17 protein-coding genes are annotated in these 22,468 nt (G+C 68.6%); 10 read left to right on the top strand and 7 right to left on the bottom strand.

The annotated features are described in order from the left end of the window. Positions 1-452 precede the first annotated feature (452 nt). From ACIQRL_RS19835 to ACIQRL_RS19860, 6 genes are all read left to right on the top strand, one after another. Entirely contained in the window at positions 453-2,897 is a 2,445-nt protein-coding gene (locus ACIQRL_RS19835) for an ABC transporter substrate-binding protein (RefSeq protein WP_401332915.1), read from the top strand. A gap of 179 nt (positions 2,898-3,076) precedes the next feature. Next, complete coding sequence (gene typA / locus ACIQRL_RS19840) at positions 3,077-4,990, top strand: translational GTPase TypA (protein WP_328553651.1); 1,914 nt, start codon at positions 3,077-3,079, stop codon at positions 4,988-4,990. A 758-nt stretch (positions 4,991-5,748) separates the two neighbouring features. Continuing rightward, a complete protein-coding gene (locus tag ACIQRL_RS19845) occupies positions 5,749-6,783 on the top strand; it encodes an ABC transporter permease (RefSeq protein WP_401332917.1) in 1,035 nt (344 codons plus the stop codon). Positions 6,784-6,931: 148 nt separating this feature from the next. Further along, a complete protein-coding gene (locus ACIQRL_RS19850; protein ID WP_401332919.1) occupies positions 6,932-8,737 on the top strand; it encodes an ABC transporter substrate-binding protein in 1,806 nt (601 codons plus the stop codon). Between the two features lie 95 nt (positions 8,738-8,832). Continuing rightward, positions 8,833-9,813, top strand: coding sequence for an ABC transporter permease (locus tag ACIQRL_RS19855; RefSeq protein ID WP_401332921.1), 981 nt, complete (start codon positions 8,833-8,835; stop codon positions 9,811-9,813). A 9-nt stretch (positions 9,814-9,822) separates the two neighbouring features. Continuing rightward, positions 9,823-10,884 (top strand): ABC transporter ATP-binding protein, encoded by a 1,062-nt coding sequence (locus ACIQRL_RS19860; RefSeq protein ID WP_401332923.1) that lies wholly within the window; start codon positions 9,823-9,825, stop codon positions 10,882-10,884. 30 nt (positions 10,885-10,914) lie between these two features. Here the strand turns inward: ACIQRL_RS19860 and ACIQRL_RS19865 are convergent, their stop codons facing one another. Next, complete coding sequence (locus ACIQRL_RS19865; RefSeq protein WP_401332925.1) at positions 10,915-12,126, bottom strand: RNA-guided endonuclease InsQ/TnpB family protein; 1,212 nt, start codon at positions 12,124-12,126, stop codon at positions 10,915-10,917. 218 nt (positions 12,127-12,344) lie between these two features. Between ACIQRL_RS19865 and ACIQRL_RS19870 the strand changes: the two genes are divergently transcribed. Then, a complete protein-coding gene (locus ACIQRL_RS19870; RefSeq protein WP_401333384.1) occupies positions 12,345-13,469 on the top strand; it encodes an ABC transporter ATP-binding protein in 1,125 nt (374 codons plus the stop codon). Positions 13,470-13,817: 348 nt separating this feature from the next. Here the strand turns inward: ACIQRL_RS19870 and ACIQRL_RS19875 are convergent, their stop codons facing one another. After that, the gene (locus tag ACIQRL_RS19875) at positions 13,818-14,552 is read right to left on the bottom strand and encodes a class I SAM-dependent methyltransferase (RefSeq protein WP_401332927.1); all 735 of its coding nucleotides are present in this window, start codon (positions 14,550-14,552) and stop codon (positions 13,818-13,820) included. A 149-nt stretch (positions 14,553-14,701) separates the two neighbouring features. Between ACIQRL_RS19875 and ACIQRL_RS19880 the strand changes: the two genes are divergently transcribed. Beyond that, positions 14,702-15,139, top strand: coding sequence for a VOC family protein (locus ACIQRL_RS19880; protein WP_401332929.1), 438 nt, complete (start codon positions 14,702-14,704; stop codon positions 15,137-15,139). Here ACIQRL_RS19880 and ACIQRL_RS19885 read toward each other — a convergent pair. Beyond that, on the bottom strand, positions 15,129-16,166 hold the full coding sequence (locus tag ACIQRL_RS19885; protein WP_401332931.1) for an amidohydrolase family protein: 1,038 nt from the start codon (positions 16,164-16,166) through the stop codon (positions 15,129-15,131). The genes ACIQRL_RS19880 and ACIQRL_RS19885 overlap by 11 nt on opposite strands. A 136-nt stretch (positions 16,167-16,302) precedes the next feature. Here ACIQRL_RS19885 and ACIQRL_RS19890 point away from each other — a divergent pair, with 136 nt between their 5' ends. Continuing rightward, positions 16,303-16,815, top strand: a complete 513-nt coding sequence (locus tag ACIQRL_RS19890; protein ID WP_401332933.1) for a DinB family protein — start codon at positions 16,303-16,305, stop codon at positions 16,813-16,815. A 2-nt stretch (positions 16,816-16,817) separates the two neighbouring features. Then, positions 16,818-17,216: a VOC family protein gene (locus tag ACIQRL_RS19895; RefSeq protein WP_401332934.1), complete on the top strand. Its 399-nt coding sequence runs from the start codon at positions 16,818-16,820 to the stop codon at positions 17,214-17,216. Positions 17,217-17,376: 160 nt separating this feature from the next. Here ACIQRL_RS19895 and ACIQRL_RS19900 read toward each other — a convergent pair whose 3' ends face one another. From ACIQRL_RS19900 to ACIQRL_RS19915, 4 genes are all read right to left on the bottom strand, one after another. Beyond that, the gene (locus ACIQRL_RS19900) at positions 17,377-18,423 is read right to left on the bottom strand and encodes an ABC transporter ATP-binding protein (protein WP_401332935.1); all 1,047 of its coding nucleotides are present in this window, start codon (positions 18,421-18,423) and stop codon (positions 17,377-17,379) included. Positions 18,424-18,449: 26 nt separating this feature from the next. Continuing rightward, positions 18,450-19,487: an ABC transporter ATP-binding protein gene (locus ACIQRL_RS19905; RefSeq protein ID WP_401332936.1), complete on the bottom strand. Its 1,038-nt coding sequence runs from the start codon at positions 19,485-19,487 to the stop codon at positions 18,450-18,452. 72 nt (positions 19,488-19,559) lie between these two features. Beyond that, positions 19,560-20,540, bottom strand: a complete 981-nt coding sequence (locus ACIQRL_RS19910; RefSeq protein ID WP_401332938.1) for an ABC transporter permease — start codon at positions 20,538-20,540, stop codon at positions 19,560-19,562. Positions 20,541-20,644: 104 nt separating this feature from the next. Then, the gene (locus tag ACIQRL_RS19915) at positions 20,645-22,405 is read right to left on the bottom strand and encodes an ABC transporter substrate-binding protein (protein ID WP_401332940.1); all 1,761 of its coding nucleotides are present in this window, start codon (positions 22,403-22,405) and stop codon (positions 20,645-20,647) included. Positions 22,406-22,468 lie beyond the last annotated feature (63 nt).

Below are 22,468 nucleotides of genomic sequence, written 5' to 3' on the forward strand. Positions count from 1 at the left end.
CGCCATGGGCAGGCCCGGCGCGGGCCCCCGCGGGTCTCGCGGGCGTGCCTCGGTTCCACCGCGCTCGGTGGGCGTGCCTCGGTTCCACCGCGCTCGGTGGGCGTGCCTCGGTCCCGCCGCCCTCGGTGGGCGCGCCTCGGCTCTACGGCCCTCGGCGGGCGTGCCTCCGTCCCGCCGCCCCCGGTGGGCGTGCCTCGGTCCCCATGCCCGCCAGGGCCCCCGCGGGCGCCATGGCGGGCCCGGGTCCGTGGTGGGGGCCGCACCGCCGCGCGGTGCGGGCCCGGATTGCGCCGCACGAGTGGGGTTCCGTACGCCCGCCGCCGTGTCGGCGCCCACGCACTGCCGCACTGCTCTTCAGTTAGCCCGTAGATCAGATCAGCTCCATATACCGCCAAACGGGATCAGAAGCAGACCTGCCCCCTACAGCGGAGCGTCCCCCGGAGGTTGCAGTGATGTCCCACGAAGGCGTCGGACTGCGCGCGGTGTTGCGCTCGGCCGCGTTCCTCACCGCGGGCGTGCTCGCGGTACCCGCCCTCGCCGCGTGCAGTGCGGACACAGAGGCGGACGGACCCGCGGTCGTGCAGGACATCGCGCCCGCGTCCCGTGACCTGGTCGCCGACGGCGGCACCCTGCGCTGGGCCGTGGACGCCGTACCGGAGACGCTGAACGCGTTCCAGGCGGACGCCGACGCGGCGACCTCCCGGGTCGCCGGTGCCGTACTGCCGTCGATGTACCGGCTGGACGCGAAAGGGCGGCCGCAGATCGACTCCGACTATCTGGAGTCGGCGAAGGTCGTGGGCACGTCGCCCAAGCAGGTCGTGCTGTACAAGCTCAACCAGCAGGCCGTGTGGAGCGACGGACGCGAGATCGGCGCCGCCGACTTCGCCGCCCAGTGGCGCGCCCTGTCCGGCAAGGACTCCGCGTACTGGACGGCCCGCAACGCCGGCTACGACCGTATCGAGAAGATCGAGCGGGGCAAGAACAACCTGGAGGTGCGCGTCACCTTCAGTCGGCCCTACGCCGACTGGAAGGCGCTGTTCTCGCCGCTGTACCCCAAGGACGTCATGGGGACCGCGGACTCCTTCAACGACGGCGCGCGGCGCAAGCTCAAGGTCACCGCGGGGCCCTTCGCGCTGAAGACGGTCGACCGCAAGGCCGGCGAGGTCAGCCTCACCCGCAACGCGCGCTGGTGGGGGCACCCCAGCAAGCTCGACGAGATCGACCTGGTGGCCGTCGCCCGTGACAAGCGGGCCGAGGCCCTGGCCGAGGACAAGCTCGACCTGGCCGACATCGACCCCGTCGAGGCCGAGCGCGTCACCCTCGCCGCCCGGAACAAGGACGGCGCCCCGTTGCAGGGGGCCTCCGCGACGAACGAACGGCACACGGCCGGCGCGAAGAACGAGAAGGACACGTCCGGAGACAAGAGCGAGAAGGCCACGCCCGAGAAGAAGGGCGAGAAGGACACGTCCGCGGAGGAGGACGGGAAACACGCCGCGGACGGCAAGGGCGCCAAGGGCGCCAAGGGGTCCGAGCGGGCCGAGAGCGACAAGAGCGACAAGAGCGACAAGAGTGACAGCGCCGAGAAGAGCGACGACGGCGAGCAGGGTGACGGGAGCAGGAAGGGCGAGGCGGGTGCGAAGGGAAGCGAGGCCAGGGCGGGGAAGGAGGCTTCCGTGCAGTCGGCGCTGAGCGGTTTCGTGGTCCGCAAGTCCCTCGAACCCGCCTACACCCAGCTCGCCCTCAACGGCTCCGAGGGCCCCCTCGCCGACGAGCGCGTCCGCCGCGCGGTCGCCCGCGCCCTGGACCGCAAGGAACTCGCCCGCATCGTCCTCCAGCCGCTCGGCCTGCCCGCCGAGCCGGTCGGCAGCCATCTCGCCCTGGCTGGCCAGGCGGCGTACGCCGACAACAGCGGCGCCCTCGGCGACCAGGACGCCGCCGAGGCGCGGGCACTGCTCGCGGACGCCGGGTGGGTGCCCGGCGGGCCGATCACGGAGCAGAAGAAGACGGAGAAGGCGGCCGGGTCCAAAGGCAAGAAGGGGAACGCGGGCGAGGACGACAGGCCGGGTGACGGCGGGACGTACGTCGACGGCGGGGACAACAAGCCGTCCGGGGTGTACCGGGAACCGGCCCAGGACCCCAAGGACCACACCGGGAAGCAGGAGCAGGCCGCAGGCGTCAGGCCGGGCGCGCACGCCGACGAGCAGGCCGCCCGGCACCTGGACGGCCGGCGTTACGCCGAGCAGGGCGGGCTTCCGGGGGCGTACGCGCCCAAGGGATCGGCCGCGCCCAAGGGGACGGCCGCTCCGGCGGGTGCCGCGTCCAATGTCCTCGCCAAGGACGGCAAGCCGCTGACGCTCCGCTTCGTCGTGCCCTCGGGGGCGGGCTCGGAGTCCTTGCGTGCCGTCGCCGACCGGATCGCGCGGATGCTCCAGCGCATCGGTGTCCGTACGGACATCTCGAAGGTCCCCGACGACAGCTACTTCAAGGACCACATCGCCTCGGGCCAGTACGACCTGGCGCTCTACTCGTGGCCCGCCTCCGCCTTCCCGGCCACCGACGCCCGCCCGATCTACGCCAAGCCCGTTCCGGCGGCCGACGGCTCGCTGAGCGTCGAGCAGAACTACACCCGCGTCGGCACCGACCAGGTCGATCAACTGTTCGATCAGGCGCTCTCCACCCTGAACGAGGACGAGGAGCTTTCCCTGGTCCGCAAGGCGGACGCCCGCATCTGGGCCGCCGCCGGCTCCATCCCCCTCTACCAGCGCCCCCAGCTCGCCGCCGCCCGCATCGGTCTGGCGAACGCCGGAGCCTTCGGATTCCAGACCCCGGTGTACGAGGACATGGGCTTCCTGAAGAAGGGCGCACACCCCTCCGCGAGCCCGTCGAAGAGCGGGTGATCTGCTGGTGAACGGCCGGGGCCCGCACAGTGACGGGCCCGTCCGGCCGGGCCCCCCGCCGCCCTGCGGAGGCCGCCTCTGTTCAGGCCACGTACCATGGGGTAAGGCCGTGGCGTGTTCAGCCCGGCAGGCCCCGCGCTGCGGAGGCCGTCCACTCACTCCGGGAGAAGCGCCTCAATATGGCCACGCGCCACGACATCCGCAACGTCGCCATCGTCGCCCACGTCGACCACGGCAAGACCACCTTGGTCGACGCCATGCTCAAGCAGGCCGGTGCCTTCGCCGCGCACGCCGCCGAGTCGCTCGACGACCGCATGATGGACTCGAACGACCTGGAACGTGAGAAGGGCATCACGATCCTGGCGAAGAACACGGCGGTCAAGTACCACCCGAAGGATGGCGGCGACGTCATCACGATCAACATCATCGACACCCCCGGCCACGCCGACTTCGGTGGTGAGGTCGAGCGCGGTCTGTCGATGGTGGACGCGGTCGTCCTGCTCGTCGACGCCTCCGAGGGCCCGCTGCCGCAGACCCGCTTCGTGCTGCGCAAGGCGCTGCAGCAGCGTCTGCCGGTCATCCTGTGCATCAACAAGACCGACCGCCCGGACTCCCGGATCGACGAGGTCGTCAACGAGACCTACGACCTCTTCCTGGACCTGGACGCCGACGAGGAGCAGATCGAGTTCCCGATCGTCTACGCGTGTGCGCGTGACGGCGTGGCCTCGCTGACCAAGCCGGAGGACGGCACCGTCCCGGCCGACAGCGACAGCCTGGAGCCGTTCTTCACCACGATCCTGGAGTCCGTTCCGGCCCCGTCCTTCGACGAGTCCGCGCCGCTCCAGGCCCACGTGACCAACCTGGACGCCGACAACTTCCTCGGCCGCATCGCGCTGCTCCGTGTCGAGCAGGGTGAGCTGCGCAAGGGCCAGACCGTCACGTGGATCAAGCGCGACGGCACGATGTCCAACGTGCGTATCACCGAGCTGCTGATGACCGAGGCGCTCACCCGCAAGCCCGCCGAGGTGGCCGGCCCCGGTGACATCTGCGCCGTCGCCGGTATCCCGGACATCATGATCGGCGAGACCCTGGCCGACCCGGAGAACCCGATCGCGCTGCCGCTGATCACGGTCGACGAGCCGGCGATCTCCATGACCATCGGCACGAACACCTCGCCGCTGGTCGGCCGTGGTGGCACGGGCAAGGGCGCGGACGCCAAGGCCGCGGTCAAGGACAAGGACCGCAAGGTCACCGCCCGCCAGGTCAAGGACCGCCTCGACCGCGAGCTGGTCGGCAACGTCTCCCTCCGCGTGCTCGACACCGAGCGCCCGGACGCCTGGGAGGTCCAGGGCCGCGGTGAGCTCGCGCTCGCCATCCTGGTCGAGCAGATGCGCCGCGAGGGCTTCGAGCTGACCATCGGCAAGCCGCAGGTCGTCACCCAGGTCATCGACGGCAAGGTGCACGAGCCCGTCGAGCGCATGACGATCGACGTCCCCGAGGAGCACATGGGGGCGGTCACGCAGCTCATGGGTGTCCGCAAGGGCCGCATGGACAACATGTCGAACCACGGCTCCGGCTGGGTCCGCCTGGAGTTCGTCGTTCCGTCCCGCGGCCTCATCGGCTTCCGGACCGAGTTCCTGACCGGTACGCGCGGCACGGGCATCGCCCACTCCATCCACGAGGGCCACGAGCCGTGGTTCGGCACCCTGACGACCCGTAACAACGGTTCGCTGGTCGCCGACCGCGCGGGCGCCGTCACCGCGTTCGCGATGACGAACCTCCAGGAGCGCGGTGTGCTGTTCACCGACCCCGGCACCGAGGTGTACGAGGGCATGATCGTCGGCGAGAACTCGCGCGCCGACGACATGGACGTGAACATCACCAAGGAGAAGAAGCTCACCAACATGCGTTCGGCCGCCGCCGACTCGTTCGAGGCGATCGTCCCGCCGCGCAAGCTCTCCCTGGAGCAGTCGCTGGAGTTCTGCCGCGACGACGAGTGCGTCGAGGTGACCCCGGAATCCGTTCGCATCCGCAAGCTCGTTCTCGACCAGAAGGAGCGCGGTCGCAGCGCCAGCCGCGCCAAGCACGGCTGATCCACGCCAAGCCAAGCACGGCTGATCCACGCCAAGCACGGCTGATCCACCGGCAGTCTGAGCCCGGGTGCCCCCTGAGTGGGGTGCCCGGGCTTTTTGCCACCCGTTTTCCGCCCTCTCGTGTCCGAAATGCGGTACGCCCCGACCGATACGCATGTAACACGTCCGTTTCGGGGGCTTCTCCGGCAGATCATTTTGTCCAGATTTTGGAAGATGTACGCGCCAGCTGTGATGGAACCGAGACCTAAAGGCTGTGGTCGGTTATCTGGCTCATGTCAGATAGTTAGCCGCGTAACGCTCGGGTCAATGGGTCATGCGCTGTGGGGACAGCGCCGACTCACGAGCACAGTGGGGTGCTTGATCCTCCGTCAGGGGTGTCGGAGGTCAATCAACCCCTCCTGTCCGTGCACTGGTTGAGTCATGAGGAGGTACCCATGTGCGGTGTCATCAGCACCATGTGGGTCACATCGTCCCCCGCGGTCCGCGACGACGGCGCGGAGTTCCGAGTCCGGGTCCGTGCCCGCGCGTACTGACGCCGAGGCCGGCGCCGAAGCCCGGCCAGACGGACCGCATCGTGGTTTCAACTACGCGCGTCCCGCTGGGGTTTCCGGGCGACTGCCGGGTAACTGACGTCTCTTCTGAACCGAACGGTGGCCGGGCACGCCAGGTGACGGCCGCCGACTCGGCACAGCCTCCTCCGCTCCGGCGGACCGGCGCTGTCGAGTACGGCACACCCACACTTGCGGAATGGGCGAATTGTGACGAGTCCTATCGAGACTGAGGACGGCGCGGAACCGGTCGTCGTGCACGGCGGGCAGGTGGCGACCGCGAAACCCGAGGGCGGGGAGCTCGTCGGCCGGTCTCCCGGGCAGTTGATGTGGCTCCGCTTCAAACGGGACCGCTCGGGGGTCATCTCCGCCTACGTCGTGGGGTTCTTCTTCCTGGTCGGGCTGGCCGCACCGCTGATCGCCAAGCTGTACGGCAAGAATCCGTACACGGTGTACGCGGACGAACGACCGGAACTCTTCGACAGCGCCGGCGTGCCGCTCCAGCCCAACGGCGGTATCAGCAGCGACTTCTGGTTCGGCCTGGAGCCCGGCAACGGCTACGACGTCTTCACCAAGCTGATCTTCGGCATCCGGACCTCGCTGATGATCTCCGTGGCGGTGACCATCACGGTCGTGCTCACCGGCATCCTGCTGGGAGTCACCGCCGGCTACATCGGCGGCAAGGTCGACTACGGCATCAGCCGCGTCATCGACTTCCTGCTGGCCTTCCCCTCGCAGCTCTTCTTCATCGCGAGCATGCCCGTGGTGGTCTCGCTCTTCGTGAGCCCGCGGGACGAGACACCGACCTATGTGCGCGTGCTCGCGCTGATCGCCGTCCAATGGGCCCTCGGCTGGATGAGTCTCGCCCGCATCCTGCGGGGAACGGCGCTCGCCCTGCGCGAGCGGGAGTTCATCGAAGCGGCCAGGGTGAGCGGGGCGTCCCCCTGGCGGATCATCCGCAAGGAAGTGCTGCCCAACGTGGTGACACCGCTCCTCGTGCAGGCCACCTACCTGCTCCCCAACTTCGTGACGATCGAGGCGGGCCTGTCCTTCCTCGGCGTCGGGATCGTCGAACCGACGCCCGACTGGGGGCAGATGTTCTCCAAGGCCTCGACGGAACTCGTCCTGCAGAACGACATCACCTACATGTTCTTCCCGGGTGTCTCGATGATCATTTTCGTCGTCGCGTTCAACCTGCTCGGGGATTCGGTCAGGGACGCCTTCGATCCCAAGACGGCTCGCTGACCACAGAGTTGTGGGCGCCTCGCCCCGCTTTCGAACGGCACTTCCACAGCACATCAACGGCACTTCACTGGTTCGAAGACCGCAACTCACCGGCAAGCAGGTGCACTTGTTCGCACCGGTGATACACAGATGGGTAGGAATCTGAGTGATGAGTAGGGGCGGACGCCACGCATACGCCGCGATCTCCGTGCTCGCGGCGGGAGCTCTCGTGCTCACCGGTTGCAGCAAGGGCGGCAGCGACAAGGGGAACGACAGCAAGGACAAGGAGAACGCGAAGCGCCAGCAGGCGTCGATCAAGTTCGGCACCGCCGCGGACTCCACCGGCCCCGCGGCCGAGGTCCCCGGCGCGAAGAGCGGCGGCACGATGGAGGTCCTCCAGCGTGACAGCTACGCGCACCTGGACCCGGGCCAGATCTACGTCTCCGACGAGGGCTCCCTCGCCACGCTGATCCACCGCGGTCTCACCGGATACAAGGCCACGAGCGACGACGGCTCCAAGCACGAGATCGTCGGCGACCTCGCCACCGACTCCGGCACCACGACGGACGGCGGCAAGACCTGGAAGTACACGCTCAAGGACGGCATCAAGTTCGAGGACGGTACGGCGATCACGTCCACGGACGTCCGCCAGACCGTCGAGCGTCTCTTCGCCCCCTTCATCAACCAGGGCCCGCCCTACCTCCAGCAGTGGCTCGCCAACACCCCCGGCGCCGACTACCGCAAGCTGCTGAAGGACGGCCCCTACAAGGGCAAGCACCTGCCGGACAGCATCCTTCAGACGCCGGACGCCAAGACCATCGTCTTCAAGTTCAAGACACCGCACCCCGACCTGCCGTACGCCCTCGCCATGGCGGGCTACGCGGTGGTGTCCGCGAAGGGTGACACCAAGACGAAGTACGACCGGGCACCCGTGACGACCGGCCCGTACAAGATCCAGTCGTTCAAGTCCGGCAAGTCGATGGTCCTCGTGAAGAACACCAACTGGGACCCGAAGACCGACCCGATCCGTCACCAGTACGTGGACCAGTTCAACATCACGTTCAACCAGCAGTACGAGACGTCCACCAAGACGCTGCTGGCGGACACCGGCGCCGACCAGGCCGGCATCAGCTTCAACAACCAGGTCGACGCGGGCAACCTCTCCAAGGTCCTCGCCGACCCGAAGATGAAGGCCCGTACGGTCTCGGGCTTCCAGCCCTACGTCGGCCAGATGAACATCAACCTGAGCCACCCGGCCCTCAAGGACAAGACGATCCGCGAGGCCATCGCCTACGCCCTGCCGATCACGCCGTTCGTGCGTGCCTACGGCGGCACCGACGCGATGGAGGTCGCCGGCGGCCTCATCAGCCCGACCGTCAGCGGCTACGACGCGTCCTTCGACCCGTTCGGCAAGAAGAAGAAGCCGGCCGGTGACCCCGTCAAGGCCAAGGCCCTGCTGAAGAAGGCCGGCAAGGTGGGCATGAAGCTGACCTTCGGCTACATCAACACCCCCGAGGGCCAGCAGTACTCCACCGCCATGGCGGCGGGCCTGCAGAAGGCCGGCTTCAACGTCCAGCGCCAGGAGATCCCGGCCGAGACCTATTACGACCAGGTCAGCAAGCTGGACAACAACTACGACATCTTCCACACCGCGTGGGGTGCCGACTGGCCGTCCGCCTCGACCGTGATCCCGCCGCTGTACGACGGCCGCGCGATCGCCGACGGCGCGCAGAACTACTCGCAGGTCAACGACCCCAAGGTGAACGCGGACATCGACCGCATCAACAAGATCACCGACCCGGTCAAGGCCGCGGCCGAGTGGGAGAAGGTCGACCAGTACCTGGTCAAGGACGTCGTCAACGAGGTCCCGACCGGCTACTACAAGCAGACCCAGATCGCCGGAACCAAGGTCGGCGGCATGGTCTACGACGACGTGATCGGTGGCGTCGACCCGCGTCGCCTGTTCGTCAAGTAACCGTCGCTCTGACGGGGCCCGGTGCGCTCGCCGCCAGCGAGGCGGACGCGCCGGGCCCCGCTGGGCCCCGCTGACGTCTGAGAGCTGCCCCTGCCATGCTGCGCTTCCTCATTCGCCGCTCACTCGGCGCCGTCGTCATTCTCTTCCTGCTGAGTATCGTCGCGTTCTTGCTGTTCTTCGGGATGCCGAGGGACCCGGGGTTGCTGATGTGCGGCAAGACATGCACGCCCGCCAACCTCGCGAACATCCACCACGTGCTCGGCCTCGACAAGTCGATTCCGGAGCAGTACGGGATCTTCCTGCACAACCTCGTGCTGGGCAGCAACGGCTTCGACCAAGGTCCGTGCCCCGCCCCCTGCTTCGGGTACTCGTACCACACGAACGAGCAGGTCTGGGGCACGCTGATGGACCGGCTGCCCACCACCGTCTCACTGACGCTGGGTGCCGCCGTCTTCTTCCTGATCGTCGGCCTCGGCACGGGCATGCTCTCCGCCTGGAAGCGGGGCACGATCCTGGACAAGACGGTGACGGCCGGGGCGATGGTCCTCAGCTCGATGCAGATCTACTTCCTCGGCCCGCTGGCGCTGGCCGCCCTTGTCTACCAGAGCCACCTCTTCGACAAGCCCGCCTACAACGACTTCACCGCGAACCCGGGTAGCTGGTTCACCGGGCTGATCATCCCGTGGGTGATCCTGTCCACGATCTTCGCCTCGCAGTACACGCGTATGGCGCGCTCGTCGATGATCGAGCAGCTCCAGGAGGAACACGTCCGCACCGCGCGAGCGAAGGGCATGTCGCGCAAGTACGTCTTCTTCCGCTACGCCTGGCGCGGTTCCCTGATCCCCATCGTCACCATCTTCGGCATCGACCTCGGCTCGCTGCTGGGCGGCGCGATCATCACCGAGTACACGTTCGGACTCCCGGGCCTCGGTCAACTCGCCGTACAGGCCGTCTTCTTCAGCGATCTTCCGCTGCTGCTGGGCGTGATGCTCTTCTCCGCCGCCATGATCCTGCTGTTCAACATCATCGTGGATGCCTGCTACGCCTTCATCGACCCGCGCGTGCGGCTGTCCTAGGAGCAATCCGTGACCACTCTGACCAAGGAATCGGGCGCCGGTGCCCCGGCGGACTCGGGTGCCTTCCTGTCGGTGCGCGACCTGTACGTCCGGTTCAAGACCGAGGACGGCGTCGTCAAAGCCGTCGACGGGCTCTCCTTCGACCTCGAACGGGGCAAGACCCTCGGCATCGTGGGGGAGTCGGGCTCCGGCAAGTCGGTGACCAACCTGACCATCCTCGGCCTGCACAACCCGATGTTCACGACCATCGAGGGCGAGATCGTGCTCGACGGCCAGGAGCTGATCACGGCCCGGGAGCGGGAGCTGGAGAAGGTGCGCGGCAACAAGGCCGCGATGATCTTCCAGGACCCGCTGACGGCGCTCTCCCCGTACTACACGGTGGGCCGGCAGATCGCAGAGCCGTTCTGGAAGCACACCGGGGCCTCGAAGAAGGCCGCCTGGGACCGGGCGGTGGAGATGCTCGGCAAGGTCGGCATCCCCAACCCCAAGGAGCGGGCGAAGGACTACCCGCACCAGTTCTCCGGCGGTATGCGCCAGCGCGCGATGATCGCGATGGCACTGGTCTGCGACCCCGACCTGCTGATCGCGGACGAACCGACCACCGCACTCGACGTCACCGTGCAGGCCCAGATCCTCGACCTCCTGAAGGACCTCCAGCAGGAGTTCGGCTCGGCGATCATCTTCATCACCCACGACCTGGGCGTGATCGCGGACATGGCCGACGACATCATGGTGATGTACGCGGGCGGGGCGGTGGAACGCGGCACGGTGAACGAGGTGCTCCGCTCACCCCAGCATCCCTACACCTGGGGCCTGCTGAACTCGATGCCACGGCTGGACTCGGACCTCGATACGCCGCTGGCCCCCATCCCCGGCGCGCCGCCCTCCCTGCTGAGGCCGCCGTCGGGCTGCCGGTTCCACCCGCGCTGCACCTTCCAGGGCGAGGTCGGGGGCGCGCGGTGCGTGGACGAACTCCCGTTGCTGCCGGCGGGCCGGGGAGGCGCGTGTCACCTCACGGCCGAGCAGAAGCAGTCCATTTTCGTCGAGCAGATCAAGCCCCGGCTGCGGTAGGGAGAACAGCGCCTTGGCATCCTCCCTCGCCTAAGGGCGGGGGATTCCAGCGGTCGCCCGCTGGGGTTCCTGCTTCATCGACGACCGCCCCGTCCGGGAGGACTCCCGTTGAGGTCTTACACCGTCTCCACAGGCAGACACGGCCAGCCCGGCCGCGAGAACGTTCTTCGCCGCATTCCCGTCGCGGTCCTGCACCACGCCGCAGTCGCAGGTCCACTCGCGGACGTTCAGCGGCAGCTTCGCCCGGATCGTGCCGCAGGCCCCGCACAGCTTGCTGGAGGGGAACCAGCGGTCGACCACGACGAGGTCGCGCCCGTACCAGGCGCACTTGTACTCCAGCATCATCCGCAGCTCACACCAGGCCGCATCCGAAATGGCCCGGGCGAGCCTGCCGTTCTTGACCATGCTGCGGACGGTCAGGTCCTCGATCACGACCGTTTGGTTCTCACGGACGAGTCGAGACGAGAGCTTGTGCAGGTGGTCGCGGCGCCGGTCGGCGATCCGGGCGTGGATTCTGGCGACCTTGCGGCACGCCTTGGCCCGGTTCGCGCCGTCACCCTCGGCCTTGCGGGACAGCTCCCGCTGAGCCTTCGCGAGACGACCGCGGTCACGGCGTTCGTGCCGGGGGTTGGTGATCTTCTCGCCTGTGGACAGGGTTACCAGGGAGGTGATCCCCGCGTCGATCCCGACCGCGTGCGTGGTGGCCGGTGCCTGGGTGATCGTGTCGTCGCAGAGCAGCGACACGAACCAGCGTCCGGCCGCGTCCTGGGACACGGTCACCGTGGACGGCTGTGTGCCGTCGGGGAGCGGCCGGGACCACACGATGTCCAGCGGCTCGCGCATCTTGGCGAGCGCGAGCCTGCCGTCGCGGTAGCGGAACGCCGAGCTGGTGTACTCCGCCGAACGGCGGGACTTCTTGCGCGACTTGAACCGCGGGTACTTCGCCCGTCCCTCGAAGAAACCGGTGAACGCCCCTTGCAGATGCCGCAGACACTGCTGCAACGGCACCGAGGACACTTCGGACAGGTAGGCGAGCTCTTCGGTCTTCTTCCACGTGGTGAGCATCGCCGAGGTCGCGTTGTAGTTGGCCCTCTCCCGCCGCTGGTACCACGCGACGGTACGGGCCTCGAGAGCCAGGTTGTAGACCTTCCGCACACATCCGAATGTCCGCGACAGCTCTGCCGCCTGCGCATCCGTCGGATAGAAGCGGAACTTGAACGCCCGCTTCACGTGAGTGGTCATGGTTCACAAACCACTACAACAGATTGTGACTGCCTGCGGACTGGTGGTGATGATCAACGATCCGCCCCGGCGAATCCCTTTCCCCTGACCTGCCCTGCAGGAGTACGTTTCTCCCCCGCAAGCGGGAGGTACTCCCACCCCGGCCCGAAGGCCGGGGCATCCACGGAGGAATCCCGATGAAGGAAGACGTCGCGAAGGATGTCACGACGGGTGACACCATGACCGGTGATGCCACGCTGCCCGCCCCGCGCGCGGCCACCGGCGACAGCTCCGCCGAACCGTTGCTGGTGGTCGAGAATCTGGTCAAGCACTTCCCGGTCAAGGGCGGCTTCCCGATCCGGCGCACCATCGGCGCGGTGCAGGCCGTGGACGGCATCGACCTGACGGTGCACGTGGGCGAGAGCTTCGGCCTGGTGGGGGAGTCGGGCTGCGGCAAGTCGACGACCGGACGCCTGATCACCCGCCTCCTGGAACCGACCGGCGGCACGATCTCGTACCGCGGTCAGGACATCAGCCACGCCAGCCGCAAGCAGCTCAAGCCGGTCCGCTCCGAGATCCAGATGATCTTCCAGGACCCGTACTCCTCGCTGAATCCGCGGCAGACGGTCGGCAAGATCATCTCGGCTCCGATGGAGATCAACGGGATCGCCCCGGCAGGGGGCCGGGAGAAGCGGGTCCGCGAACTGCTGGAGATCGTCGGACTGAGCCCCGAGCACTACAACCGCTTCCCGCACGAGTTCTCCGGCGGTCAGCGCCAGCGCATCGGCGTGGCCCGCGCACTGGCGTCGGAGCCGAAGCTGATCGTCGCGGACGAGCCGGTCTCCGCCCTGGACGTCTCCATCCAGGCGCAGGTCGTCAACCTCCTCCAGGAGGTGCAGAAAGAACTGGGCATCGCGTTCCTCTTCATCGCCCACGACCTGGCGGTCGTACGGCACTTCTCGCAGCGTGTCGCGGTCATGTACCTCGGCAAGGTGATCGAGGTCGGCGACCGGGAGTCGATCTACACCCGGCCCCGGCACCCGTACACCCACGCCCTGCTCTCCGCGGTCCCCGAGGTCGAGCTGAACGAGTCGGGCAAGGTCCGGCGGGAGCGGATCCGGCTCGCGGGCGACGTGCCGTCACCCATCTCCCCGCCCTCCGGCTGCCGCTTCCGCACCCGCTGCTGGAAGGCGCAGGACAAGTGCGCCCAGGAGGAGCCGCCGCTGGTCCGGATCTCCGGCAACCACGACGGCCACCTGACGGCCTGCCACTTCCCGGAGGACCCGACCACCGAGGGCCGCGACGAGGACATCGTGCTGGACCCGGCACTGGTGGCCCTGGAGGACGCGTCGGAGGGCCTGTAGGCGACCTGTCGGACATGGGGGCCCGCGCGACGGCAGCGGGCCCCCATGTCCTTTGGGAGAGGTGGGGTGCCGCCGCGCGGGCCCGTGTCTCTTGGTGAGGCGGGGTGCCGCCGCGGGCTCGGCCCAGGGGGCCCTGCCGGCCGCCGCCGTGCGGGCGCTGTCTCCGGGGCTCGTGGCGGGCTGCCGCCGTGCGGGTTCGCCTCCGGGGTCTCTCGCCGACGGCCGCCCGCAGGGTTTGTGCCCGTGTTCCCTGGTCGCCTGCCCGCTCTACGGGGCTGCTCCTTTCGGCGTGGTCCGCCACCTCCGGTGGCCGGGTCCGTCACCTTCGCGCGGGCGCGCTCGCTCGGGTCAGGCCGGCCCGGCGACCGTGATGATCTCGGGGGCCGTGGCGGAGACGGGCTCCCGCCCCCAGTCGCCGTACTGCTCGTGCACGACGAGTCCGGCCTCGCCGAGGAACTCCCCGAGCGCGTCCGCCTCAAGGAACCGCAGGGTGCTGCGACTCACCTTCGGCCGTTCCCAGTGCGCGTGCTCGAACGTCTCGCTGAACGTCACGCGGTCCCCGAGCACCGGCGTCTCGACCTCGTGCCGGACCCGTACGGCGTCCCCGTGCTCGTCGCTCACCTCGCGCGCCCGCTCGGGCCGCCAGGTCTCCCACGCCCGGACGGCGGGATTGCGGGTCTCGAAGACGAACCGCCCGCCGTCGCCGAGAGCCTGCCGCACCGAGGCCAGCGCGGAGCGCACCTCCTCGTCGCCGACGAGCACCTGAAACGCGTGCCCCGTCATCACGACGAGGTCGAACTCCCTTTCCCAGCGCACCGATCCGAGATCCCCGAGCACCCACTCGACACCGGCCTGCCGACGCGCCTGCACCAGCATGGCCGCGGCGGGATCGAGCCCGCACAACCGCCCCTCGTGACCGGACTCCCGGGCCCGCGCCAACAGCCGTCCCGTCCCGCATCCGACATCGAGCACGGACCGCGCGGACATCACCAGGTCCAGGTAGAAGTCGTCGCTCGGGCCCCATGGATTCAACGTGTCGTACAGGGCGGCGAGCGAGACGTCACTGAACGAACGATCAGCCATCGCAGCAGTCTCTCAGCCCGCGCGGCCATCCGAAACCACTGATCGGAAAGGATCGGGTGAGCAAGTGGGCCAAAACAGTGGCAGGTTGAACGGGCCGACCGGGAGCCGGGGACACAGGCTCCGACATCGCTCGCGAGAATCGGGACGAGATGCTGCATCACGTCGAACTGTGGGTGCCGGACCTGGGGCGGGCCGTACGCTCCTGGGGCTGGCTGCTGGAGCGCCTCGGGTACGCGCCGTACCAGGACTGGCCGGACGGCCGGAGCTGGCGGCTGGGGGAGACCTACCTCGTGTTCGAGCAGTCGCCCGCCCTGACCGCGGACCACCACGACCGGCTGCGCCCGGGGCTCAACCACCTCGCCTTCCACGTCACGAGCCGCGCCGAACTCGACACGCTCGTCGAGGAGGCACCCGCGTACGGCTGGACGCTCCTGTTCCCGGACCGTCATCCCTACGCGGGCGGCTCCGGACACCGGGCCGCCTACCTGGAGAACACCGACGGCTTCGAGGCCGAACTCGTGGTCAGGGAGCACGGGGGAGTGGACGAAGGCGAGGACGATGGGGAGGGGGAGGAGGTCAGCGGATGATCCGGCCGCGCAGCACGATGCGGCGCGGGTGCCGCAGGACGTCCGGTTCGCGGCGGGGGTCCGTGTCGTAGACGGTGACGTCGGCCAGGGCGCCCTCGGCCAGCAGGGGCAGACCCAGGAAGGCACGGGCGGTCCAACTGGCCGCGCCGACCGCGGCCTCGGCGGGCAGCCCGGCCTCGACGAGGTGCCCGACCTCGACGGCGACGTTGCCGTGGGGTGCCGAGTCCGTGCCCGCGAGGACGGTGACACCGGCGTCGTACGCCTCCCGGACCCGGCGGATCATCGTGCGGTGCCCCGCGCGCCAGAGCCGGCCCCGGGCGTTGTCCTTGATCCGGGTGGCGCTGCGCGCGAAGGCGGTGAGCGTCGGGACGTACGCGCTGCCGTGCCCGGCCATCAACTCCACGCACTCCTGAGGCATCCCCATGCCGTGCTCGATCGAGTCGACCCCGGCGCGCGCCGCGCCCAGCACCCCCGCCGCGGACTGGCAGTGCGCAGCGACCCGGCCACCCGCCGCGTGCACGCCGTCGACCACCGCGCGCAGCAGCTCGTACGGCACCGGCGGCGCCTCGAAGTCCCAGTCGCCCAGGAGCTTGCACCACCCGTCATGGGCCTTCGCCTCGGCCACCGCCACGGCGACCAGGTCGTCGGTCACCGTGTGGAAACCGGCGCTGCGGGACAGCCCCGCCCAGGCCAGCCAGCGTCCCGCCGTGATCATGCGGGGCGAGCCGGGGGCCTCCCGCAGCTCGTCGGGGATCTCACCCAGCAGCCCCGGAAAGCGCAGGGCCGCGACCCCCGCGTCCCGGTGCGCGGCGATCTGTTCGGCGAAGACCTCCGGATCGAAGTCCGTGTCGTCCCCGGCGGTACCCGGGTGCGTGTGTACGTCCACGAGGCCGGGCAGCAGGAATCCGCCGTCGGCGACGGTGTCCGCCGGGACGGAGGGGCGCTGGAAGGTGATCCGGTCGCCGACCGTCCAGAGGTCGCGTACGACACCGTCGGGCAGCACGGTTCCGCGCAGGTGGAAGGGCATGACGCGACAGTGTGCCCGTGGTCGCCGGACGGGGACAACTCGCCCTGCGTGTGGGCCCTTTGGTCGATGTCTGTCGCTTCTCGGCCGCTTCTAAATAGTTCGACATCGATCGGCCCGACCGGGATGCTTCACCCCGATGACTTCACAGCCACGTACGGACATGCCCCCCGCCTGGGACGAGCGCACCCAGCTGGCCACCTTCCTCGACTACGCCCGCGCCACCGTCCGCGCCAAATGCGAGGGCGTGTCCGCGGAGGACGCCCGCAAGGCCCCGCTGCCGGGCTCCCCGCTGATGACCCTCAGCGGGCTCGTCAACCATCTCCGCTGGGTCGAGTACTACTGGTTCCAGGTGGTCTTCCTGGGCGAGGAGGACAACGGGCCCTGGACGGACGAGGACCCCGACCGCGAGATGCGGATCGCCGTCGACTTCCCGCTGCCGCGGCTCCTCGACGAGTACGACGAACAGAGCGCCCGCTACCGCACGTTGGTGGCCGGGCGCGACCTCGACGCCAAGGCCGAGCGGCCGGGCCGCGACGGCACCCGGGTCGACCTCCGATGGATCGTCCTCCACCTCGTGGAGGAGACGGCCCGCCACAACGGCCACCTCGACATCCTGCGCGAACTGGCCGACGGCCGGACGGGAGACTGACCATGGCAGAGGCTCCGTTGTCGCACCCCACCATCCGCACGATCACCTTCGACTGCGCCGGCGATCCGTACGATGTCGGGCTGTTCTGGAGCCGGCTGCTCGGCCGGCCGCTGCACGACGACGACAAGCCCGGTGACCCGGAAGCGGTGATCGAGGACCCGGCCGGGGGCCCGACCCTCCTGTTCGTGCGGGTCCCCGAGGACAAGACGGTCAAGAACCGCGTCCACCTCGACCTGACCCCGCACGGCCGTACCCGCGACGAGGAGGTCGAACACGCCCTGTCCCTCGGTGCCCGCCGAGTCGCGGACCACATCCGCCCCGACGGCAGCGGCTGGGTCCTCCTCGCGGACCCGGAGGGCAATGAATTCTGCATGGAACGCGGGCCGTTGGAGATGGGCTAGGGCCCGTCGCCGAGAGGGGGAGGACTGCGCCGCTCCACGAGAGAAGGCCCGCACCGAGACGGTGCGGGCCTTCGTTCCCCTGGAACCGGCGTTCATGGGCTCGGGTCAATGGGCCGGGAAAGTCGGTTCCTGAAGGGGGCGGCTGACGGAAAGGGGTGTGTCAGACCGCCGCCTCGGGGTCCTTGGAGAGACGCTGGGCCGGAATGGTCTCCTTCGTCTCCGGGTAGTGGCACGCCGTCAGGTGACCGTCGCTGCTGCCCGAGAGCTGCACCAGCGGCGGAGCCTCGGTGGCGCACTTCTCCGTCGCCTTCCAGCAGCGGGTGCGGAAGCGGCAGCCCGACGGCGGGTTCAGCGGGGAGGGCACGTCACCCGTGAGCAGGATGCGCTCGCGGGCCGGGACGTCGTCCGCGGTCGCCTCGGGAACGGCGGACATCAGCGCCCGCGTGTACGGGTGGCGCGGGTTCTCGTACAGGTCCTCGCGGTTGGCGATCTCGACGATCTTGCCGAGGTACATGACCGCGACGCGCTGCGAGAAGTGCCGCACGATCGCGAGGTCGTGGGCGATGAACAGGAACGCGATGCCCAGGTCCCGCTGGAGTTCCTGGAGCAGGTTCACGACCTGCGCCTGGATGGAGACGTCGAGCGCCGAGACCGGCTCGTCCGCCACGATCAGCTTCGGCGAGAGCGCCAGCGCCCGGGCCACACCGATGCGCTGCCGCTGACCGCCGGAGAATTCGTGCGGGAAGCGGTTGTAGTGCTCCGGGTTGAGACCGACCGTCTCCAACAGTTCACGGACGCGCTTCTCGTGGCCGCCGGGCGGGGTGATCCCGTTGATCTCCATCGGGCCCGAGATGATCTTGCCGACCGTCTGCCGCGGGTTCAGCGAGGCGTACGGGTCCTGGAAGATCATCTGGATCTCGGACCGGATCGGCGCCAGCTGCTTGCGGCCCGCGTGGGTGATGTCCTGGCCGCGGTAGCTGATCTTGCCGCCGGTGGGTTCGAGCAGACGCGTGATCAGCCGGCCCGTCGTCGACTTGCCACAGCCGGACTCGCCGACCAGGCCGAGGCTCTCGCCCTCGGCGACCTGGAAGTCGAGACCGTCCACGGCCTGGACCGCGCCGATCTTCCGCTTGAAGGGGAAGCCGCCCATCACCGGGAAGTGCTTGGTCAGTCCGGTGACGTCCAGGAGGGGGTTCGTGTTGCTCATGATCGTGAAGTCCCGTCTCAGTTACGTCAGTGCGACCGCGTCGCGGCGTAGTCGGCGAAGAAGTCGCGGCGCTGGTCCGCCGTGAGGTGGCAGGCGGCACCGCGCCCGTCGGTGATCTCCAGGAGCGGCTGCTCGCTCGCGCAGAGACCGCCCACGATCTTCTCCGTGAAGGTGCACCGCGGGTGGAAGCGGCAGCCGGTCGGCGGGTTGAGGAGGGAGGGCGGTGAGCCGGGGATCGGGGTCAGCGGCACGTCGACCGGTCCGTCCAGACTCGGCATCGAGCCCAGCAGGCCCCAGGTGTACGGGTGCTGCGGCGCGCGCAGCACCTCCTTCTTGGTGCCCCGCTCGACGCACCGGCCGCCGTACATCACCAGGACGTCGTCCGCGATGTCGGCGATGACACCGAGGTCGTGGGTGATGAAGATGATCGCCGTGCCGAACTCCTGCTGGAGGTCCTTGAGCAGGTCCATGATCTGGGCCTGCACGGTCACGTCGAGCGCGGTGGTCGGTTCGTCCGCGATCAGCAGCTCGGGGTCGCAGACCAGGGCCATCGCGATCATCGCGCGCTGGCGCATACCGCCGGAGAACTGGTGCGGGTAGTCGTCCACCCGGACGTCCGGCTGCGGGATGCCGACGCGCCGGAGCATCTCGATCGCCCGCGTCCGGGCCTCCTTCTTGGAGGCGCCGGTGTGCTTGCGGTACGTCTCGCCGATCTGCTTGCCGATGGTGTGGTACGGCGACAGCGAGGCCAGCGCGTCCTGGAAGATCATCGACATCTTGTTGCCGCGAAGCTTCTCCAGCTCCCGCTCGGTGGCGGTCAGCAGCTCCTTGCCGTCGAGCAGGATCTCGCCGTCGATGGCGGTGCGGTCGCGGTCGTGCAGGCCGAGGATCGTCAGGTTCGTGACGGACTTGCCCGAGCCCGACTCGCCCACGATGCCGAGCGTCTTGCCCTTGGCCAGGTCGAAGGTGAGACCGTCGACGGCCTTGACGACGCCGTCTTCGGTGGAGAAGTGGACCTTCAGATCCCTGACGGACAGGAAGGGCTGCTGATCGGTGCTCGTCACGGGGACGCTCCTGGGGGTGATGCGAGGGGTAGCTTGCGGGTCGGCGGGTGGACGGCGGCGGGGCGCCGGGGGTCAGGCGAGCCGGATCCGCGGGTCGATGAGGGCGTAGACGGCGTCGACGATGATGTTGAAGATCACGATCGCGCCGGCTGACAGGACGGTGACGCCGAGCAGCATGGGCAGGTCGCTCTTGTAGACGGAGTCCACCGCGAGGCGACCGACGCCCTGGAGGCTGAAGACCGACTCGGTGATGATGGCGCCACCGATCAGTGTGCCCAGGTCGATGCCGAAGACCGTGACGATCGGGCCCATCGCGCCGCGCCAGGCGAACCGGAAGAAGACGTTCGCACGGGACAGGCCCTTGGCTCGGGCGGTGCGGACGTAGTCCTCGCTGAGCTGTTCGACGAGCTGCGAGCGGGTCATTCGGGTGTAGTTGGCGGTGAAGATGATCGCCAGCGTCAGCCAGGGCAGCAGCAGACCGGAGAACCAGGCGACCGGGTCGTCGGTGAAGGGCGTGTACGACGGCTGCGCGAACAGGCCCAGCTTGGAGACCAGGAAGAACATCGCGACATAGCCCACGAAGTAGATCTGCAGCGAGGAACCGAACAGCGAGGCGGAGCTGGCGAACTTGTCCAGGAACTTGCCCTGCTTGAGGGCGGCCAGCATGCCGGCGCCGACACCGAAGATCAGGAAGACGATGGCCGCGCCGAGCGCGAGCGAGAGGGTCGTCGGCAGGCGGTCCAGGATCGTGCCGAGAACGGGCTCGCGGTTGGCGAAGGAGTAGCCGAGACAGGGGGCGGGGCAGTTGCCGAAGCCGGGGTAGTCGCGCCCGACGAATACGCCCTTCAGCCAGTACCAGAACTGCACAGGTACCGGGTGGTCGATGCCCAGGTTGTGCCGGATCCGCGCGAGCATGTCGGGCGTGCAGTTCTTGCCGCAGGACATCATCGCCGGGTCACGCGGGATGGCGTAGAAGAGGCCGAAGGTGATGGCACTGATGATCAGCAGGATGACCAGTGCGCCGAGGACTCGGCGGATGAGAAAGCGGGGCATGGGGGCGTGACTTTCCGGACGGGGCGCCGTCGCCGGGGGCGTGAAGGGGGGAGGGCCTGTGGGGGGCGGCCGGGCGAACGGCCACCCCCCTTGGGTCGTACGGCTTACTTCATCGCGTAGAGCTTGCAGAGCGCGACGCAGGTGTTGCCGCTGTCGTAGATGACGTTTCCGACCTTGGAACCGTGCATCCAGTTACGGATCGAGTGGTAGTCCGGGACCACGGCGGACGTCTCCATGATCTGGCGGTCGATGTCGCCCCAGGCCTTGTTCGCGGCCTTGGTGTCCGTGATCTTGGCGGCGGCGTCGATGGCCTTGTTGATGCTCGGGTCGTTCAGCTGGGCGTAGTTGCTGCGGCCGTCGCCGATGTTCTTGCCGCTCCAGCAGGGGTAGAAGACGGAGTAGCCGTTCGGCCAGTCCGGGCTCCAGCCCGCGGCGAACAGGTCGAAGTGGTTGTCGACCTTGCCGATCTGGGTGTAGAAGGTCGACTTGTCGATCTGCTGGTTGACGACCGTGAAGCCGGCGGCCTCCAGCGCGTTCTTGATCGCGACGGCCTGCTTCTGGGCGTTGTCCGACTGCTGGTAGGCGATGACCAGCTTCTGGCCGACCTTGCCGGCCTCCTTCAGCAGGGCCTTGGCCTTGACCGGGTCGCCACCGGGCTTCGTGGCCACGCCGTACAGGTCGAACTTCTGGTAACCCGGGGTCACCGGGGAGAGGACCGTGGTGGCCAGCTCGCTGGTGGAGGCGCCGCCGCGGATCGTCTGGAGCTGCTGGTGCGGCCAGGCCCAGTTGATGGCCTGGCGGACCTTGACGTCCTTGATGCGGGTCATGTTGATCGGCCAGTAGTACGTGACCGTGTCGACCTCGGTGAGGACGCGCTTCTTCAGCGTGGCGTTGGTGAGCACCTGGGCGATGCGCTCCGGGGCGACCTCGTTGAAGATCGCCATCGCGTACTGGTCCTTGCCCGAGTCCGCGATGAAGCGGTCCGTGGCGGCCAGCGGCTGGAAGCCGAACTGGAAGACGTACTGGTCCGGGTAGTTGTTGCGGATCGAGTCGGTCGCCGGGTCCCAGTGCTCGTTGCGCACGTAGGTGAGCGACTTGCCGATGCTACGGCTGCCGATCTTGTACGGGCCGGAGGAGAAGGGACGCTTGTCGTACTTCTCCTTGGTGTCGTGCTTCTTGTTCACCAGTCCGTAGCCGGGCATGGCGAGCGTGAAGTTGAAGTCGGCGCGCGCCTCGTTGAGGTGGAACGTGATGGTCTTGCCGTCGACCTCGATGGAGTCGAGCTTCTTGCCGCTGTAGGGGCCCGTGTACTTGTCGCCGCCGACCAGCCACTGCTGGACGTAGCGGGGACCCTCGGTGACGAAGGAGGCGAAGAGGCGCTCGAAGGTGTGGCGGAGGTCGTCCGCGGAGATGTCCGAGCCGTCCTCCCACTTCAGACCGTCCTTCATGGTGAAGGTCCAGGTCTTGCCGCCGTCCTTCGTGGCACCGGCGTCCGTGGCCGCGTCGCCGACCAGCGTGGCGCCGCCCTTGTCGTCGATCTTGTAGCCGGTGAGGCCACGCAGGATCGGCCGGGTGATGGCGCCCTCGGTGGAGACGTAGATCTGCGCCGGGTCCAGGTGGTCCATGTCGAACTGGTCGAGCGAGTAGATCGTCCCGCCCTTGACCGCTCCCGGGACCTCCGGCGCAGGGCCGGTCGAGTCGGCCTTGGTGCCGACCAGGATCTCCTGGGTCTTGGAACCGCTGACCGTGGGGACCTTGCGGCTTGACTTGCTGTCGCTGCCGCTGCCGCCGCAGGCCGTCAGCACGGACGACGAGGCCGCGACCACACCAGTGGCTATCAGGAAGTTTCTACGGGAGAAAGACATGGAGAATCCTGCCTTATAGGACGATCGGGACGGATGGCGCCGGCCGTACGACACGTGACCGGC

The organism is Streptomyces sp. NPDC091209, assembly GCF_044757755.1.
In the GTDB taxonomy this organism is placed as follows: Bacteria; Actinomycetota; Actinomycetes; order Streptomycetales; family Streptomycetaceae; genus Streptomyces.

What these genes read in the sequence shown, in the direction of transcription:
- ACIQRL_RS19910 (WP_401332938.1), bottom strand. Translation starts at nt 20,540, where the DNA reads ATGCCCCGCTTTCTCATCCGCCGAGTCCTCGGCGCACTGGTCATCCTG.
- ACIQRL_RS19870 (WP_401333384.1), top strand. Translation starts at nt 12,345, where the DNA reads ATGACCGGTGATGCCACGCTGCCCGCCCCGCGCGCGGCCACCGGCGAC.
- ACIQRL_RS19835 (WP_401332915.1), top strand. Translation starts at nt 453, where the DNA reads ATGTCCCACGAAGGCGTCGGACTGCGCGCGGTGTTGCGCTCGGCCGCG.
- ACIQRL_RS19915 (WP_401332940.1), bottom strand. Translation starts at nt 22,405, where the DNA reads ATGTCTTTCTCCCGTAGAAACTTCCTGATAGCCACTGGTGTGGTCGCG.
- ACIQRL_RS19890 (WP_401332933.1), top strand. Translation starts at nt 16,303, where the DNA reads ATGACTTCACAGCCACGTACGGACATGCCCCCCGCCTGGGACGAGCGC.
- typA (WP_328553651.1), top strand. Translation starts at nt 3,077, where the DNA reads ATGGCCACGCGCCACGACATCCGCAACGTCGCCATCGTCGCCCACGTC.
- ACIQRL_RS19865 (WP_401332925.1), bottom strand. Translation starts at nt 12,126, where the DNA reads ATGACCACTCACGTGAAGCGGGCGTTCAAGTTCCGCTTCTATCCGACG.
- ACIQRL_RS19885 (WP_401332931.1), bottom strand. Translation starts at nt 16,166, where the DNA reads ATGCCCTTCCACCTGCGCGGAACCGTGCTGCCCGACGGTGTCGTACGC.
- ACIQRL_RS19880 (WP_401332929.1), top strand. Translation starts at nt 14,702, where the DNA reads ATGCTGCATCACGTCGAACTGTGGGTGCCGGACCTGGGGCGGGCCGTA.
- ACIQRL_RS19850 (WP_401332919.1), top strand. Translation starts at nt 6,932, where the DNA reads ATGAGTAGGGGCGGACGCCACGCATACGCCGCGATCTCCGTGCTCGCG.
- ACIQRL_RS19895 (WP_401332934.1), top strand. Translation starts at nt 16,818, where the DNA reads ATGGCAGAGGCTCCGTTGTCGCACCCCACCATCCGCACGATCACCTTC.
- ACIQRL_RS19875 (WP_401332927.1), bottom strand. Translation starts at nt 14,552, where the DNA reads ATGGCTGATCGTTCGTTCAGTGACGTCTCGCTCGCCGCCCTGTACGAC.
- ACIQRL_RS19900 (WP_401332935.1), bottom strand. Translation starts at nt 18,423, where the DNA reads ATGAGCAACACGAACCCCCTCCTGGACGTCACCGGACTGACCAAGCAC.
- ACIQRL_RS19855 (WP_401332921.1), top strand. Translation starts at nt 8,833, where the DNA reads ATGCTGCGCTTCCTCATTCGCCGCTCACTCGGCGCCGTCGTCATTCTC.